Source organism: Photobacterium carnosum, from assembly GCF_021236965.1.
In the GTDB taxonomy this organism is placed as follows: Bacteria; Pseudomonadota; Gammaproteobacteria; order Enterobacterales; family Vibrionaceae; genus Photobacterium; species Photobacterium carnosum.
Map to the genome: position 1 here is coordinate 88,009 of NZ_WMDN01000006.1, position 16,464 is coordinate 104,472.

General features: G+C 36.0%; 16 protein-coding genes. 5 read left to right on the forward strand and 11 right to left on the reverse strand.

The annotated features are described in order from the left end of the window. Positions 1 to 88 precede the first annotated feature (88 nt). The 3 genes from mglC to mglB form a co-directional block, all read right to left on the reverse strand. A complete protein-coding gene (gene mglC, locus GLP24_RS08130) occupies positions 89 to 1,099 on the reverse strand; it encodes a galactose/methyl galactoside ABC transporter permease MglC (RefSeq protein ID WP_101767751.1) in 1,011 nt (336 codons plus the stop codon). A gap of 10 nt (positions 1,100 to 1,109) precedes the next feature. Then, the gene (mglA, locus tag GLP24_RS08135; protein WP_232583571.1) at positions 1,110 to 2,621 is read right to left on the reverse strand and encodes a galactose/methyl galactoside ABC transporter ATP-binding protein MglA; all 1,512 of its coding nucleotides are present in this window, start codon (positions 2,619 to 2,621) and stop codon (positions 1,110 to 1,112) included. Positions 2,622 to 2,690: 69 nt separating this feature from the next. Then, positions 2,691 to 3,668, reverse strand: a complete 978-nt coding sequence (gene mglB, locus GLP24_RS08140; protein WP_101767750.1) for a galactose/glucose ABC transporter substrate-binding protein MglB — start codon at positions 3,666 to 3,668, stop codon at positions 2,691 to 2,693. Between the two features lie 755 nt (positions 3,669 to 4,423). On the opposite strand from mglB, the gene GLP24_RS08145 reads away from it, so the two are divergent. After that, the gene (locus GLP24_RS08145) at positions 4,424 to 5,896 is read left to right on the forward strand and encodes a DASS family sodium-coupled anion symporter (RefSeq protein ID WP_232577235.1); all 1,473 of its coding nucleotides are present in this window, start codon (positions 4,424 to 4,426) and stop codon (positions 5,894 to 5,896) included. A gap of 102 nt (positions 5,897 to 5,998) precedes the next feature. On the opposite strand, the gene GLP24_RS08150 is transcribed toward GLP24_RS08145, so the two are convergent. From GLP24_RS08150 to GLP24_RS08160, 3 genes are all read right to left on the reverse strand, one after another. Next, positions 5,999 to 7,012 carry a methylenetetrahydrofolate reductase gene (locus tag GLP24_RS08150; protein WP_232577236.1) on the reverse strand — a complete coding sequence of 338 codons (1,014 nt, stop codon included), beginning with the start codon at positions 7,010 to 7,012 and terminating at the stop codon, positions 5,999 to 6,001. A 184-nt stretch (positions 7,013 to 7,196) separates the two neighbouring features. Continuing rightward, on the reverse strand, positions 7,197 to 7,511 hold the full coding sequence (gene cutA, locus GLP24_RS08155; RefSeq protein WP_152653507.1) for a divalent-cation tolerance protein CutA: 315 nt from the start codon (positions 7,509 to 7,511) through the stop codon (positions 7,197 to 7,199). A 46-nt stretch (positions 7,512 to 7,557) separates the two neighbouring features. Then, the gene (locus GLP24_RS08160; protein ID WP_232615839.1) at positions 7,558 to 7,920 is read right to left on the reverse strand and encodes a hypothetical protein; all 363 of its coding nucleotides are present in this window, start codon (positions 7,918 to 7,920) and stop codon (positions 7,558 to 7,560) included. Between the two features lie 153 nt (positions 7,921 to 8,073). Here GLP24_RS08160 and GLP24_RS08165 point away from each other — a divergent pair, with 153 nt between their 5' ends. Further along, a complete protein-coding gene (locus tag GLP24_RS08165; protein WP_232615840.1) occupies positions 8,074 to 8,430 on the forward strand; it encodes a YibL family ribosome-associated protein in 357 nt (118 codons plus the stop codon). Positions 8,431 to 8,600: 170 nt separating this feature from the next. Next, the gene (locus GLP24_RS08170; RefSeq protein ID WP_045036908.1) at positions 8,601 to 8,708 is read left to right on the forward strand and encodes a hypothetical protein; all 108 of its coding nucleotides are present in this window, start codon (positions 8,601 to 8,603) and stop codon (positions 8,706 to 8,708) included. Positions 8,709 to 8,719: 11 nt separating this feature from the next. Here the strand turns inward: GLP24_RS08170 and GLP24_RS08175 are convergent, their stop codons facing one another. The 3 genes from GLP24_RS08175 to GLP24_RS08185 all read right to left on the reverse strand — a co-directional run bounded on the left by GLP24_RS08175 (position 8,720) and on the right by GLP24_RS08185 (position 11,214). Next, positions 8,720 to 9,478, reverse strand: coding sequence for an SDR family oxidoreductase (locus tag GLP24_RS08175; RefSeq protein ID WP_232615841.1), 759 nt, complete (start codon positions 9,476 to 9,478; stop codon positions 8,720 to 8,722). A gap of 107 nt (positions 9,479 to 9,585) precedes the next feature. Continuing rightward, the gene (locus GLP24_RS08180) at positions 9,586 to 10,785 is read right to left on the reverse strand and encodes an enoyl-CoA hydratase/isomerase family protein (protein ID WP_232615842.1); all 1,200 of its coding nucleotides are present in this window, start codon (positions 10,783 to 10,785) and stop codon (positions 9,586 to 9,588) included. A 150-nt stretch (positions 10,786 to 10,935) separates the two neighbouring features. Then, on the reverse strand, positions 10,936 to 11,214 hold the full coding sequence (locus tag GLP24_RS08185; protein ID WP_101767742.1) for a hypothetical protein: 279 nt from the start codon (positions 11,212 to 11,214) through the stop codon (positions 10,936 to 10,938). A 255-nt stretch (positions 11,215 to 11,469) separates the two neighbouring features. Between GLP24_RS08185 and GLP24_RS08190 the strand changes: the two genes are divergently transcribed. Further along, on the forward strand, positions 11,470 to 12,579 hold the full coding sequence (locus GLP24_RS08190) for a hypothetical protein (protein WP_232615843.1): 1,110 nt from the start codon (positions 11,470 to 11,472) through the stop codon (positions 12,577 to 12,579). Between the two features lie 81 nt (positions 12,580 to 12,660). Here GLP24_RS08190 and GLP24_RS08195 read toward each other — a convergent pair whose 3' ends face one another. Further along, positions 12,661 to 13,017 carry a hypothetical protein gene (locus GLP24_RS08195; RefSeq protein ID WP_232615844.1) on the reverse strand — a complete coding sequence of 119 codons (357 nt, stop codon included), beginning with the start codon at positions 13,015 to 13,017 and terminating at the stop codon, positions 12,661 to 12,663. Positions 13,018 to 13,239: 222 nt separating this feature from the next. On the opposite strand from GLP24_RS08195, the gene GLP24_RS08200 reads away from it, so the two are divergent. Next, positions 13,240 to 15,852 (forward strand): hypothetical protein, encoded by a 2,613-nt coding sequence (locus tag GLP24_RS08200; RefSeq protein WP_232615845.1) that lies wholly within the window; start codon positions 13,240 to 13,242, stop codon positions 15,850 to 15,852. Positions 15,853 to 15,937: 85 nt separating this feature from the next. On the opposite strand, the gene GLP24_RS08205 is transcribed toward GLP24_RS08200, so the two are convergent. Continuing rightward, complete coding sequence (locus GLP24_RS08205) at positions 15,938 to 16,408, reverse strand: hypothetical protein (RefSeq protein WP_045036903.1); 471 nt, start codon at positions 16,406 to 16,408, stop codon at positions 15,938 to 15,940. Positions 16,409 to 16,464 lie beyond the last annotated feature (56 nt).

The following is a 16,464-nucleotide window of genomic DNA, read 5'->3' on the forward strand; positions in this document are numbered from 1 at the left end:
TGGATAAAGAAAAAAAACAAAATAGTATGACTACCTAGTTTTGTTTATTATCTAACGCCACTTTATATATAAAGTGGCGTTTTCTTTATTATTTCTTGTCTGCGTATTTCATTGAATCCAGTGCAACAGCAAAAATAATAATTCCGCCTTTAATAATATATTGCCAATACGGACTTACTCCAATATAAGTCATACCGTAATTAATCACGGTAAAGATCAATACCCCTGTAACAACACCAGCAACACTGCCTACACCACCAGCAAACGACACCCCACCAACAACACAAGCCGCAATCGCATCTAATTCATACATAAAGCCAAGGTTATTAGTTGCACTACCAATACGTCCCGCTTCTAACATGCCACCAAAAGCATAAAACACCCCGGACAAAGCATAAATTTTAAGAAGAGTAAGTGAAACATTTACACCGGAAACTTTAGCGGCCTCGGGATTACCACCAACAGCAAATAAATTTTTTCCAAAAACCGTTTTATTCCAAAGGATCCATACAAAAATAATTGCAATAGCAGCATAAAATGTTAGATAAGATAACCTGAAATCTCCAAACCGGATAAAGCCTTGTGTAAATTCAGAAAAACGCTGATCAAAACCAGCAATGGGTGATGCGCCTACAGAGTCGTAATAGAGAGAATTGATACCATAAACAATAATCATCGTACCTAAGGTCGTAATAAAAGGTGTTACCTTCAAATAAGCAACAATCAAACCATTAACAAGACCAATTAAAGCACCAACCGCACATACGGCAATAATTACCCCCACGATAGGGATCTCACCTAAACTTGGAAAAACTTTATTCACATTATCAGATGCTTGTAATAATGTTGCAGATAATACTGCTGCTAAACCGACCTGTCGACCAACAGATAAATCAGTACCTTGAGTAACAATTATACCAGCAACGCCAAGTGCAATAATGATACGTACTGAAGACTGAGTCAGAATATTACTTAAGTTACGCAAACTAAGAAAAGAAGGTTCTTGTATTATAATTATTGCAAGTAGTATAAATAAAACCGCATAAATACCACCTTCTTTTAGGTAACGGGTCATACCTAATTTTTTGAGAGCTTCCATGTTCTTATCCTTATAAATAACGTGATGCTAAACTAAGAATTTCATGCTGAGTTGTCGTTTTAGTATCAACAATGCCAGCAGCACGACCATTACTCATAACTAAAATACGATCAGTGATCCCTAATAACTCAGGCATTTCTGATGAAATAATAATGATGCCTTTATCACGGTTAGCTAAATCAAGAATAAGCTGATAAATTTCAAATTTAGCTCCAACATCAATACCTCTTGTCGGTTCATCTAACATTAAAATTTCAGGTTTAGTCAGTAACCAACGACCAATAATAACCTTTTGTTGATTACCTCCAGACAACGATCCAATTTTCGTTTTTTGTGACGGCGTCTTAACTCGCATAGAATCAATGACCCATTGTGTATCACTGCTCATTTGGCTATAGCTTAGCAATCCACCCCATTTGGTATAGTTCTCAACGTTTGCCACCAGCGCATTAAAGGTGATATCTAAATTACTGTATATACCCGTTGTTCGGCGCTCTTCTGTCACTAAAGCAAAACGATTACGAATTGCCTCATGTGCATTACGATTTAGCACTACGTTATCATTTAAAACAATCTGCCCCTGACAACGTTCACGAATGCCAAAAATAGTTTCGACAATATCCGTTCTTTTTGAACCTACCAGCCCTGCAATACCTAATATTTCACCTTTTCGTAGATCAAAACTAATATTTTGAATTGACGGTTGATTAAGTGCAGTCAAATTTTTAACCGATAATATCGTTTCTTTAGGTATATTGGTTTTATCTGGGAATCGTTGCGTCAACTCTCGCCCAACCATCTTTGCAATGATTTGATCCATATTAAGATCAGCCAGTTTTTGTGTATCGACCCAGCGACCATCACGTAAAATAGTTATTTCATCACAAATGGAAAATATCTCATCCATCTTGTGTGAAATATAAACAATCCCACAGCCTTTATTTTTAAGCTTTTGTATTATCGTAAATAAATGATTAACTTCTTTTTCCGTTAGCGAAGATGTTGGTTCATCCATAATCACTATTTTTGCGTTATAAGAAAAAGCTTTAGCTATTTCTAACATTTGCATTTGAGATACTGATAATGTGGCAACTTTTACTTGTGGATCGATATCAATATCCAACTCAGAAAATATTTCCTTCGTATCTTGATACATTTTTTGTTGATCAATAAATAAACCTTTTGTGGGATAACGTCCTAACCAAATATTATCCATTACGGTGCGTTGTAAGACCTGGTTAAGCTCCTGATGGACCATGGATATCCCAGCTTCTAACGCTTGTTTTGACGATTGGAAATTGACTTTCTCACCCAGAAAAAAAATATCTCCCTTATTTTTTTCATAAATACCAAAAAGACATTTCAGTAGTGTTGATTTACCTGCACCATTTTCCCCCATTAACGCATGTATCGAATAAGGTCTAACCTTTAAATTAACCTCATCCAACGCTTTTACGCCGGGAAATTCTTTACTAATGCCTCTCATTTCTAAAAGAAATTCATGATTATCAAGCGTTGCCATCATTAATACCCCACCTAAATTAATACAACAACATGGCAGATAACAATCTGCCATGTATCTGCTAAAAATTTAATTAAGACTGGATTTATCAATGCCAACATAAGGAATTCGTACAACCTTATTAATGACAATCCACTTTGTTCCCTCTTCGGCAGGGCGACCATTCGCAAGATTACGCGTCATTTCAAATGCGGCTTTTGCTTGGTTATCGGCATCATTAAGCACTGTCCCCACCATAGCGCCAGATCGTACTAACGCCAATGCTTCACTTAACGCATCAACCCCAAAAACAGGCACCTCTTTTTTATCGGCTGCTTTTAACGATTCAATTGCCCCCATCGCCATACCGTCATTATTGGTGATAACTACTTCGAATTTATTACCATTAGGCCCTGATACCCATGCATCCATCTTATCTTTCGCCATCGCGGTATCCCACATGGCCGTGTCTAAATGCAATTGATCCGTTTTAATACCACGGTCATTTAATGTTTTAATAACATATGTAGTTCGAGCTTCAGCATCAGGATGACCCGGCTCACCTTTTAATAATACATATTGTAAGATACCGTCTTTATTTAAATCCCATGCAGCATTAGCTTGCCAATGTTTAGCGATAAGCTCTCCTTGAATAACGCCGGATTCTTTAGAGTCAGTACCGACGTAATAAGCTTTATCATAACTCGCAAGCACTTCAGGGGCTGGTTCTTTATTAAAAAAAACAATAGGTACATCATCCATTTTAGCTTTTTGAATAATTACTGGAGCAGCAGCAGGATCAACTAAATTAATAGCTAAAGCTTTAACACCACGGGCTAACATAATATCAATTTGATCATTTTGCATAGATTGGCTATTTTGAGAGTCATTCATTAATAATTTAATTTCTTGATCTGTGCTCGCTTCTTTTTCTATCGCTTGGCGAACAACTGACATAAAATTATCATCATATTTATAAATAGTAAAACCAACCATAGTCTCTGCAAATGCTGCTGACCCTACACTTAAACCCGCACACAAAACTGTTAATAATTTCAGACTTTTCATACAGTTACTCCCTGTATTTAATTACTATTTAAATTTCAAAGGATACATGCAGAAAGCATGTTTATTTAACATTCAGAATGTCTATAGTGAATTATTCGCTTAAAATGTGACCAATGATAAAATATGTAATCGTTGCCATCGAATATTAATAAAGAATAAAGTTCAGATCACAAACAGAAATGTTTAGCGATAAGAATTACATTAATAAATAACGTGAAAATCTCATCATATAATTATTACATAGCATAAGTTCTTAGCTTCTATTTTATAAAAAGATAATTATAAATATTAAATATCTTTTTATAATACAGACACATGATAAAATAGTCATACTACTATAGAATAATAGCATTCTATTAATTGATAATTAAATATTCATCATTCTTGATATTTAATTATCATACCGATTTTAATTAAACATTTTAAAAATCAAACTGAAACAATGGTCATTAAAATATATTAAAAAATATCTTTTTTCATCATCATAAACGTCTTCACTATCAATAATCAGATGATGACTACCTAGTTTTGTTTGTTATCTAACGCCACTTTATATAATAACGTGGCGTTTTCTTTTTACCGCACACTCACTCGCTATTAGATCACCCAAATCCACCAGTTGCATAAAAAACACACTATTATGAATAAGAAAACCCAATTTTTTGATATTTATATCGCATAAATAACATATTAATTAGGAATTATTAAAATCACATATACCATATAGACATACACAGCAACATAACTAGAAGATCATGAATCCAACTTCCGTTAAAAAATCATTACCACCACCAGAACCTTTTTTTGCCATCAAAATTATTCCAGCAATAATCATTGTAGTGTTAAGTACTCTCTGTTGGCACTATATCGACATACCCGCTGAATTAAATATTGCAGCATTTCATACCGCTATTATTTTTATCGCGACCATTGTCGCTATCGTAGCTAATGTCTTACCCACCGGTGCGGTTGCCGTTATTGCGGTTTCAGTTTATGCCGTACTCCATGCAGGTGGAGAAACATCCGCAAAAGCAGCGATTATGGCAGCCACCAGCAATTTTAATAACGTTCTTATTTGGTTAATTGTGATTGCGTTTATGATTGCCCGTGCCTTTGCTAAAACAGGCTTAGGTAAACGTATTGCGCTTATCTTGCTTAGTTGGTTTGGCCAATCTTCTTTACGTATTGCTTATTGTTTAGGTGTGGCTGATTTCCTTATCGCACCAGCAACACCCAGCAATACTGCCCGTTCAGCAATTATCTCCCCTATTGCCGACTCACTTGCAAAAGTCATCAACAAAGACGATCGCAAATTGGGTCAATACCTTATTTCTTCGGTAAGCGCCATGAACGACGCATCAGCCGTAGGTTTTCAAACAGGCTTTGCAGGTAACCTTGCTCTAGTCGGTATTGCTGCTTCTGTTGCTGGCATTAATATGACCTTCAGTCACTGGGCGCTCTATCTATTACTGCCTGCGTCTATTTTATTATTAACGATCCCCTTTATTCTGTTTAAATTTATCAATCCAGAAACCAAAAAGACACCACAAGCACCCGCTTATGCAAAACAAGCATTATTGCATTTAGGTCCTGTCAGTGTTGCTGAATGGAAATTAATTGCCGTTTTTATCGCGTTAATTATTATGTGGGTTGGTGGACAGTCTTTGCATCTACACTCAACCACATCAGCATTTATCGGTTTATCTGCCCTATTAATCTTAGGGGTTTTAAACTGGAATGATGTTAAATCAGAAAAAGGCGCATGGGATACGCTAGTTTGGTTTGCAGTGCTAATGGGGATGGCGAGCCAGCTTAAAAAACTAGGGTTTACCGCTTGGGTAGGTCACGGTGTTTCCGATTTAATCAGCCAATATATGGGCCATGCTAGCCCAACGGTTATTTTAATTGTAATGATGGTTTTCTATCTTGTAACTGCCTACTTTTTTGCTTCTGGTACAGCAAAAGTTGTTGCTTTAGGTCCAGTTATTATCGGTTCATTAATGGCATTAGGGGTTAATCCTCTGATCTCTATTTTAGCCGTTGCTGGTATTACTAATATCGGCTGTAACCTCACAACCTATAGTCATGCACGTAATCCATTATTAATGGGGTATCAATATCACAACGATAAGCAGTGGATGAAAATAGGCTTAATTATCTCTGGCGGCGGTGCCGTAATATTTATGACTTCCGGCATTATTTGGTGGTCTATTTTAGGTCTAATGTAACCAACTAATACATAAACAATGATCAAATAAGCCCATCCCTGTACAACGCGTTATAGGTATGGGCTTATCATTTACGACCTAATGCCAAACACAATAAATTAACTACTGTGCCGCTATTGTGTTTCTCTGTAATGTTCGAAATTCATGTTTTGCTAAATGGCTATCCATTGATGCACGAAGTAATTTATACAATAAAATAGACCCATCAATTTCTTCTTTACGATTAGTTAAGCTCTCAATATTTAATCCCAACGGTAAATCATACTCAACCACTGCATCTAAAATCTGATTCAGACTGTTACAGCACATTTTAATCGATTCATGTAACGGATTGGTCGCATTCAGAATACGTAAACTGGTTGCCTCTGGCACGCTCACACCCAACCATTCAATAAACTCTAATGTCTTTGCACTACCACATGGCGAAAATGTTAATAAAATACGCTGAGGTTTAATACCATCTTGTTTACATTCAATCGCATAACGGGTCAAAATATCAATTGTCGCTTGCGTGTCATAAATAGCTTGAGAGATAAAGAAATTACACCCTTGCTGGTATTTTTCAATTAATCGTGCGTGCTCATTGCCTTTTTTTGCATGACGTTCAGCAATCATAATCCCGCCAGTAAAAAAGTTATTTTGATGTTCTGCCAGCGTTTGATATGCCGTAGATAACGGTAACGACACTTCATTTTTCGCCGAGGGGCTTCCAACGAGCACAATGTCACGTACTTGATATTCATGCCACGCTTCATTAAGCCACTCATCAAAGGCTTCTGTTTCTGATTGCACCACACTTTTGTAAGTAATAACCGGACGCCCGGTTTTCTTATTGAGTAACGATGAATAGTAACGAGGATCATGGGTTGATTTAAATGGGAATGGGCGTGGTTTTTTCGTCCGTGAAACTTCATCTTGAATGTCGTACACAATCAAACCATCAATGGCGAGATCTTTAATACGGTTCACTAATCGATCTGCAATACCTTCAACTTCATCTAAAGGCGTGCTGGTTTTTGGGGGGGTTGTTCCGATAAAATAAACACCACGGGTAATATCATTATAACGTACCCGTAGTTCAGATTCTGTATTTGTCGCTAACGCTTGATTTACCATTAATAATCACTTCCATGTATTGTAATCAGTCCTAAATGTAGCCATAAATCATTGAACCGATGATGACAAATATTCCCTAACCACAGCGATATTATGTTGCGCCATAGTTACATCCTTGTTTCCTTTGTACCTAATCACTCCCCATAAATCAAAATATATCCGTTTTATTTTCAATCAGATAAAATCACACACAAGTCTGCTCTATCCATGAAAGGTAGTCTACTGAACCATTTGTTATAGGTAATTGGATAATTTCAGGCGTTTCATAAAGATGATATTGTTCTATTACTGCTTTCACTTGTTCAAATAATGCTGTTTTAGTTTTAATAATGACTTGCTGCTCTTGATCGCAGTTAATTTTCTGTTTCCAATGGTAATAACTTTTAATCGGCAGCACTTGAACACATGCGGCTAAGCGCTGCTCAAGTAATGCATTAATAATAGTTTGACCATTTTCATCATCTGAAAATGTAGTAACAATGACACAATAATTTGTCATTTTTTATCCTTTTTAAAAACTCGCATATTAAATTAATAATAAAAAATTAGTGATGAATGTTATCAGAGCGATTCATTGCCATCGTATTTAACCAATACTGCTGCTGACAACGATTATAAAATGATTTTTTTGCGGGTTTAATTGTATGTAAAGGATCAACAGTCACTTGGTAATGAATCCAACATTCCGGACAAACATTTACATCACTAACGCAATCATCATACTCAATGGTATACATAATTTGTATTTTCGTATCAAACACATACTCTATTTCATAACGAATAACTTTAATTCCATCATCACAATATGAACAATCAGTACATTTCCAATCACGAATACTGATATCAATTGCCCCATTTTGTTGATGTTGATCAATTGCAACGATATATCTAAACAGTGAAAGTGACATATATCTCCATAAAATTGCAATTTTAGGTATAAATAGTTGTAGGATAGCGATCCAGTTATCAAAAATATAATGTATACTATCGACAATTCAATACCTATTCATCGTAAACACTACGATTTAGTGTATTGCGAGTATAAATACAAAGGTAACGAAATGAATTTAAACGAAGAGCTTCAAAATCTTAACAACCGTATGGACAAGTGCCAGCGTAAACTTGCTGCTGCTATTCAACGTGATGATAAAGTTATCATCAAGCAGTTTAAAGATGAACTTCTTAGCTTGAACAAAAAAACGCAAAATGTTAAACACCGTAAGTCATCCGAAGTGAGTGGCAAAAGTAAAGATGTTAAATCTCTAGCTTTTAATCGCGTGTTAACTAAAGCAGAACAAGCAGACATGGGTAAACTGAAAAAATCAGTAAAAGACCTTGTTATTGTTCACCCTATGACGGCTATTGGCCGTAGCATGGGTATTAAAGCCGTTACAGGTTTCGCACCAAAAGCATTCTAATATCTGTTTAGTAAAATAACTTACAAACAAATATTGCTAAATAGACAAAAAAAGATCGTCAATTGGCGATCTTTTTTTATATCAAAAATATAACAAAACCTCAATATTAATGCTTATTAATATATAATCTGAGGTAGAATATATTCCTTCATCGCTATTTGGACTTTCCAATGGAAAAATTAATGCCATATATGGCAAAATTCGCATTTGGCCTATCAATGATCATGTTTGTTGTTGGTGGCGTTTTAGCATTAGTTGCACTGTATAACCACTTTTAATCATGCACTGATTACAACCGTAAACCACCATCAATTTCTAGTACCCTACCGGTGAAATAATCATTTTCTATAATAAATCTCACCGAGTGGGCAATTTCGCTAGGCTCACCAATACGTGCTAGAGGTACCATCGCTAGCATTTTCTCAACCGCTTCATCATTAATTTGTGTAGCCATTGGTGTATCTATAATACCAGGTGCAATTGCGGCGACTCGAATACCATATTGTCCCAGCTCACGCGCCCAACCCACAGCCATTGTCGTTACGGCTGCTTTTGATGCTGCATAATTTGTTTGGCCAATATTCCCTGCACGAGCGGCACTTGAAATATTAATGATAACGCCTTTGGTTTCATTTTCAACCATCCACTTAGCCGCTTCTCTACCGCATAAAAATGTACCAGTAACATTCACATCCATTACGGTTTGAAATTGCTTTAGTGACATTTTTTTTATGCTCGTCTGATTTTTTTGTACCAACAGACCATCATCAAGAATACCCGCATTATTGATTAGCGTATCAATATGATCAAAATCTTCTATGATATGAAGGAATGCCTGCTCTACCTGATCTTCATCAGTCACATCAGCTTCATAAATACGCGCCAAACTATTAAGCATATGACATTGATCTTGCGTTTGTCTTAACCCTATTGTATTCACATCAATTAAAGCGAGCTGTGCTCCCATCTGTGCAAGCGTTACTGCCATCATTTGTCCGAGCCCTTGGCCTGCACCTGTTATGACGATAACACTATTCTCAATGTCCACGTTAATTCGCTCCTAAACCTTTTTATACTTACATAAAAAAAACACTGATTAACGTTAACAACTCGAAAAAATGGATAAAACACAACACTGTTTTATTATTCGAATAATTACATCAAATCAATTAATGGATTTGCTTGCTTCTGCCATAGCGGCACAAATAAACTTTTAACTAAACGTATGTCCACGTCCGAAATCGTCTTATATAACCATTTCGGCTGGGCATCTTTATCAATAAGACGCGCTCTTACGCCTTCTTTAAACTCACCAACTAACCCACATCGTACCGACAATGATAGCTCCATCGCTAAACACTCAGCTAAGCTTGCTTGTTGGTATTGCTGCATTTGATGAAAACAGATGTTAGCCGATAACGGACTACCATGAGCAAGGGTTTGTTTTGCTTTTTCAAGCCAACATCCCAATCCATCAATAGCATTAATTTGTTCATAAACAACGTCAAGTGTCGGTGCTACACATGCCGCTTGAATTTGTGGAAAATACGGAATCATCTGGCTTGGTGGACGCTGCCGTTCTGAATCTGTTGCAATATCAGTTAATATCTCAGTAATGATGGTAGCGGCTTGGTTTTCTTTTATATTCTGCCACGGATAATGTTTTAATTGTTTAATCAAATTCTCACGATCTTTATCAACAATAAGATGATCTGCCATGGCTAAGTCCAATGCATCACTTGCATTAACGTGGGCACCTGTTAAGCCTAAAAACAACCCAATACCCGCAGGTAGCTGATTTAAAAACCATGTAGCGCCAACATCTGGGTATAAACCAATATTTATTTCAGGCATCGCCAGCAATGCTGTTGGCGTAACAATTCGATGACTTGCACCAATAAATAATCCAAGCCCCCCCCCCATTACTAAGCCATTTCCCCAAGCAATAATAGGTTTAGAATAATTATGAATCAGATAATCACAGCTATATTCGATGGTAAAATAATCAATTAAAAAAGGTTTTGCTAAATAGCTTTTTTCATTGCTTGAGTGGTTAATATAATCGTCAACGGTCGGTGCTACAGTCTGTTCAGCGGCTGTCACCGCGGGATCATTTTCAAGTGCATAATAGAGCGCACGAATATCCGCACCAGAACAAAATGCTTTATCACCAACAGCTTGAATCATCACACTGATGATATTTTCATCATGCTGCCAATGTAATAATTGTTGTTGGATCGTTCTAAGCATTGTCAGTGTTAATGCATTTAATGATGATGCATTATCTAATTCTAATACACCGATAGCATGACCACTGCCACATCGAATTTCAAATACATTTACTTTTCCAGTCATCCTTAAACCTCTTCAATGATCCATGCAATTAGCAATAATATGCTATTTATAGCCTCTGATTGGCCGATAGTTAAGAAATAGTGATGAAAACAGAGTTTTCAGTTTTACAACAAACACCAACTAATATGCAGTCGTTATTATATAAAAGTATCATTCACAATCACGGCATATACGTACTTCAGCTTCAAGCTCAGTAGTCGCATTCCACAATGGCTTCTCTCGTATATGTTGACGCTCTAAATTCGTATTAATGCCATCAATAATACTTTGATCTATCGGACCTAAATAATGCTCCGTAGTATCCGCCATAATAACGCGCAACTCTTCCATCGTAGGTAAACGATTATTCGATTCTTCAAAATCGTCAAAAATGTCATTTCCCTTCCCTGACATTTCTTGTTTGATCCTTTTAAGATTTGAACTATCCATATCAACCTCCAGAAAAACCACAATAATAATAGTAATAAACGATCGATTAAAAGCAATTGCTGGATCGTAGTTATTGTATTAATCTATCAAAAACAAACAATAAAAATACAATCCAAACCATGTAAATTAACAAAATAATCATAATGTATTGTTCTACACTATAATTATTTATACCTAATTTCTTAATCAGTATAGCTGTCGTATACGATATAAAATGAAATTTATGCAACAAAAAAGTAAGGATATAACATTCACTTGAAGACTCTAAAGCACACTATTCTTTCTTATTTTTCTTTATCGTTGTGCTGCTTCTATACAACAGCGATCAATGCAGCATCTCTCACTCAAAATTCTTCAGAAAAGAGTAACACCGTAACAAAGTTATTACCGCAAACGGCCCCAACCATTGATGCTGATACCGACCCTCCACATAAAATGACACTATGGATTGATAGCTCCCAACAATCTATGACTGACTCCGTACATAATGTTGGCAAATATATTGATCAGAGTTTAACTAAAGATGAAGATGAAGCTAAGTTGACTAACCGTAGTTATCTTCGTATTCGCCAACGGTCAATCTACTCACACCGCGGTGAATTAGATAATGATTTCAAAGTTTATTTTAAACTCGATTTACCACACGTTAAGCGTGATTGGAAACTGATCTTAGATTCAGAGCCGAGTGATTATGACAGTCTAGAAAGTAAACAACGAGGCATAGCATCGGGAAGTAAAACCCAAACGGGAGACACTATTGGTGGATTTAGACTTCAAGATACGCAATTTGGTAACTGGAGCTCTGATTTTGATATTGGTATTAAACTTAAATTCCCTATCGATCCCTTTGTAAAAGTTCGCCTTACTCGTGTAGATAATATTAGTGAAAGCTGGACAACCCAACTCGAACAAGAGCTATTTTATTATCATTCAAAAGGCTTTGGCTCTCTCTCTCAATTAAGTGGATTTTATGCGCTAACCACCGATCATAAAAACATTTTTAGAACTACAACCAGTGCACAATATTTACAAGATGATGATAAGTGGGAATTGGTACAACAATTTAATATTTATCAGAGGGCAACAGAAAGAGATTTGTTTGAATACTCGATGGGAATAAGTGCAGATACCGATGAAATAAAAGAAATCACTAACTATTGGGTATCAGCAGAATGGAAACGGCGTATATACAAGCACTGGCTTTATCTTGCAGCACGACCACAACTTGAATTTCCACGGGATTATAATTACCACGCAAATCTAGGTATTATGATTGAACTTGAAATGTTCTTTTCTAAAAACCGTAAAATTGATGAATTAAAACGCTATATTCCAAAACCCGTAAAACAAAGAAAAGAATCCTAGTGCCCTTAAAATAAAAACACCTTTACGTCATAAGAATTATCATCCTCACAACGTAAAGGTGTTAATTTAAATTTGTATGAATTATTTATTGTTTTGCTGTGAAATCGGCATTGTATCGTTAATAACTACAGGACCTAAACCATTAACGCAACGTTGATAACCTTGTTTCCAACCTTCGACATACTTCATTTTCTCAACCCCATTCATGTCATCAAGGATCATTTTTGATGGTTGCCATTGATTCTTAAGCGCATCTTTACACCCATCATTATAGCCATGTTGAATAAATTGCTCACTAAGAGTAAGAGCTTTAGCCGTTTGAGTTACTTCTGTTTTTACCACTGAAGTTGCAGTTGTAGAAGGTGTTGATGTTAAAGCTGCAGTACTACAACCAGATAAAAGTGCAATTACACCAACCATCGCCCATGAATAACGCATATCTTTACCTTACAAATCAAAGTTAGCTATTTAAGCTCATCATACTCCAATATCCCTTAATGGAATATTAATAATAAAACGGCCCAATATATAAAATAATTTAATGACAAATATATGTTTTTATTATACAAAGGCGCAGCAAAAAAACGTCCCCAGAAATACACAATTATCTTTTTGATAATGACTTAACAGTATTTTATAAATCAACCACTGAGGTTAAGCATGCGCAAAAAATTATTATCTATGGCGATCTTACTTACTGCATCTAGTTCTCTATTTGCTGCTGAAATGTATGATCCAAATAAAAATTACTCAACTAAAGAACAAGTACAATTTAATGGCAATATTTTTGAAGCTCAGTGGTGGGTAAATCAAAATGAATCTCCAGCGACCATTACACAAAACACATGGGAATCACCTTGGATATTCATTTCAGCATCAGAAGCAATAACATCAGAAGCAATAACACCAGAAGCAATAACACCAGAAGACGTTCTACCTTTACCTCCACCAGCAGAAGTTATGCCTGAGATTGAACAAGTAAGTCAGGTTAAATATGTTCAGATCATGAACGAAATGGCTGCACAAATGGTTCAACGTGTAAGCGAACTCAAAAAGTATGCTCAGGATCCTGATTTTTATTTTTTCAAAGATGGTAAGAAATTCATTAAAATCAATGATATTGATTATGAAATAGATGCAGAGCATGGCACCCCTATTATTCCATTACGAAACTGGGCCGATGACAGTGCAACCCGTAATCTATTCAGTTTCTTTGACCAAGATTGGGAATTTTCCATGTATGAAGGCGGCGCTGTTGTCGTTAATAAAACATGGGGAAATTATGATTGGAGCAATGGCTGTGTGCTTGAATACTTACCCAATGGTCACCTTGATAGCGACTATGTTTTAAATGAAGCATTTACATGTATGGATGGTTCAGACAAACATGAAAAGCCAGATGCTACTTCTATCGCTCCCTATAAATTTGGTATCGATGTTGCACATTCAAACATGGTTTCAATAGAGCAACTTGGCGATAAACTGATTGTTGCTCAATCGCCATCAGCGGGTAATTCACCAATGGTGGGTATTTACGATACCAAAGCAAATACGACAACAAAAATTTTAGGTATTAGTGAAGCTCAACCTTATAAAGGTCTTGATGATTTACGTAGCTATAAATCACAACTGTTCGTTTCAGCCATTAGTGCTCATGATCGTATAGATGTATTTAATGGTGAGACAAATCAATACCAATACTCTTATGCTGTTCAACATAATGGCAGTGGTAAAATTGCTGTTAATGATCAATATATTTTAGTCGCTGATGCCGATCATATTGCGGTTTACCATAATACTCCAGCTACGCTTGGTGAAACCAAATCAATACAACCTTTTGCTTATTTAGCTTATGCTCATGGTCGCCCTTTCACACTTGAATTTATTGGTTCTAAATTACTTGCAGGTGGTTCACAAGGATCCGCTGTTTATGATTTAGCCGCACTGTCACAGAATATAACGCTTCAACCAATGCATAAAAACCTTGGTGCGTTTGAATCAATGGATGCTAATGATAACTACATCTTTGTAAAAGAAAATAATGGTCAACATATAGATGCAACGACACGTTTTGCTATGTATGACATTCAGCAATTTATTGCAAATGATTACCAATTTAAAGATGCAGCTAAAGCCGTTTACCTCCTGGATAATTTCTGGGTAAGTGGTCATGATCTAATCGTCAATAATAATGAGATTATTACATTAACTCCGTCTATTATTGAAAGCGTGCCATTAGACAAATTAGATACCCTTGATTTTACACCAAATGCATATGTACCAACGGCTCAACTAGAATTTGATGCCCTACCACAAACAGCCTCTGTACGTAAAATTTTACAAGATGGATTAACTGAAGGTAGTCAATCTATTTCAGCCAATATTGATTCACTGGTAAATATTCGTTTACTTGATCGTAATACCGTTGAAATCACAAACTTTACTGGAATAGATCTTAGCAATCTAGATCTCGATATTAAAGCTCACAGCCAACATAATTGGGCACGCTTGGCTAATTTAGATAAATTACCGGCATACACTCGTATTACCCTGCCTATTACGGATCTAAATATAGATAAAAGCTTTAATACTACAGATGGCAGTGGTGTATATAACTACACCGGAATGCTAAGTACGCTGGATGGTCAAGGCAATACTTACGGTCATTACGGCACCCAGCATCTCATTGATTCACGTTTTGCAACAGAAACAAAACATCCGCTATTAGACAAATTAAACAAAATAACGGCGACATGGGATATCTCGTTTACGGATATGTTGCTAGGTTCTACTAATACAGAAACACCTTGGGATGCAAACAGCATCAAGCGCCATATTGAACTTCTCACGAACGTTGCTTATATTGTTTCTAGTGATAGCTTCAAAAATAAGCTGATGAATTATAAAGAAAATTATGGTCATGATTTGTACCTTTATGGCACAACATTTAAAACAAAAGCACAGAAAGAAAGTTTACTTAACAAGACATTAAATTCGAATGGCTTTGTGAACTATCGTCAAACATCTGGATTCCAAAATACATTTAGCTTTGGTAAAAGTGCAGGAACCGTATTTGGTGTCTCTGATAAAGAGTTAGATAAAGTTGAACGCGGTGAAATGCAAGACTTTGCTTTGTACCTTGGCGAGCAATTTGGTCAGAATTGGTATCATGACTGCCCTCCAATGCCTTGTACCTGGACTGAAATTCATTTTGCTAAGCTATTTGTTGATGTTTATAACGAGCTAGATAAAGCGGGTGAATTACCTTACTAATCAGCCTGATTAATAAGTAAACCGTAATATGACATTCTAGGTTGCGACGTCTTGTCGCAACCTTTTATTCAAAAAAACTAGCGTTCTAGCTGTATTTTCCTCGACTGACCATCATATTATTAATGAGTATTACAACGAAAAGAGCAATGAATGTGACGATAAACGTCGTCACACCATACTGCAAAGATAGTGTACAAAGATCCGTCAAAGTAGATGATAATAATTTACCTGAAGAAAACGCCGATAAAACAATGACATTAATAACAGTTAATCCCGTAAATAAACTCATCATAACGAGAGTTTGATAAGACTGTCTTTTAATCGTAAATAGCGGATTAGTTCGCGTTGCTTCAAATAGAAATTTCTGTCCTAAAGAATACGAAACCAATAATAATAAGGTGCAGTAAAATAGAGAGAACCCAAAAATAGAAATGGGATACAGCGCTTTACTTGAACCTAACAAATATACAAATTTTGCCGATTCTAAAGCACTATAGAAAACAATTGCTGATAATGAGTAAAATACTACCTGACGTATAAGTCGATGCATCTGCATTTTAATTACCTAATAAAACATTAACATAAAACATTTCAGCTAAATATTCCGAATTT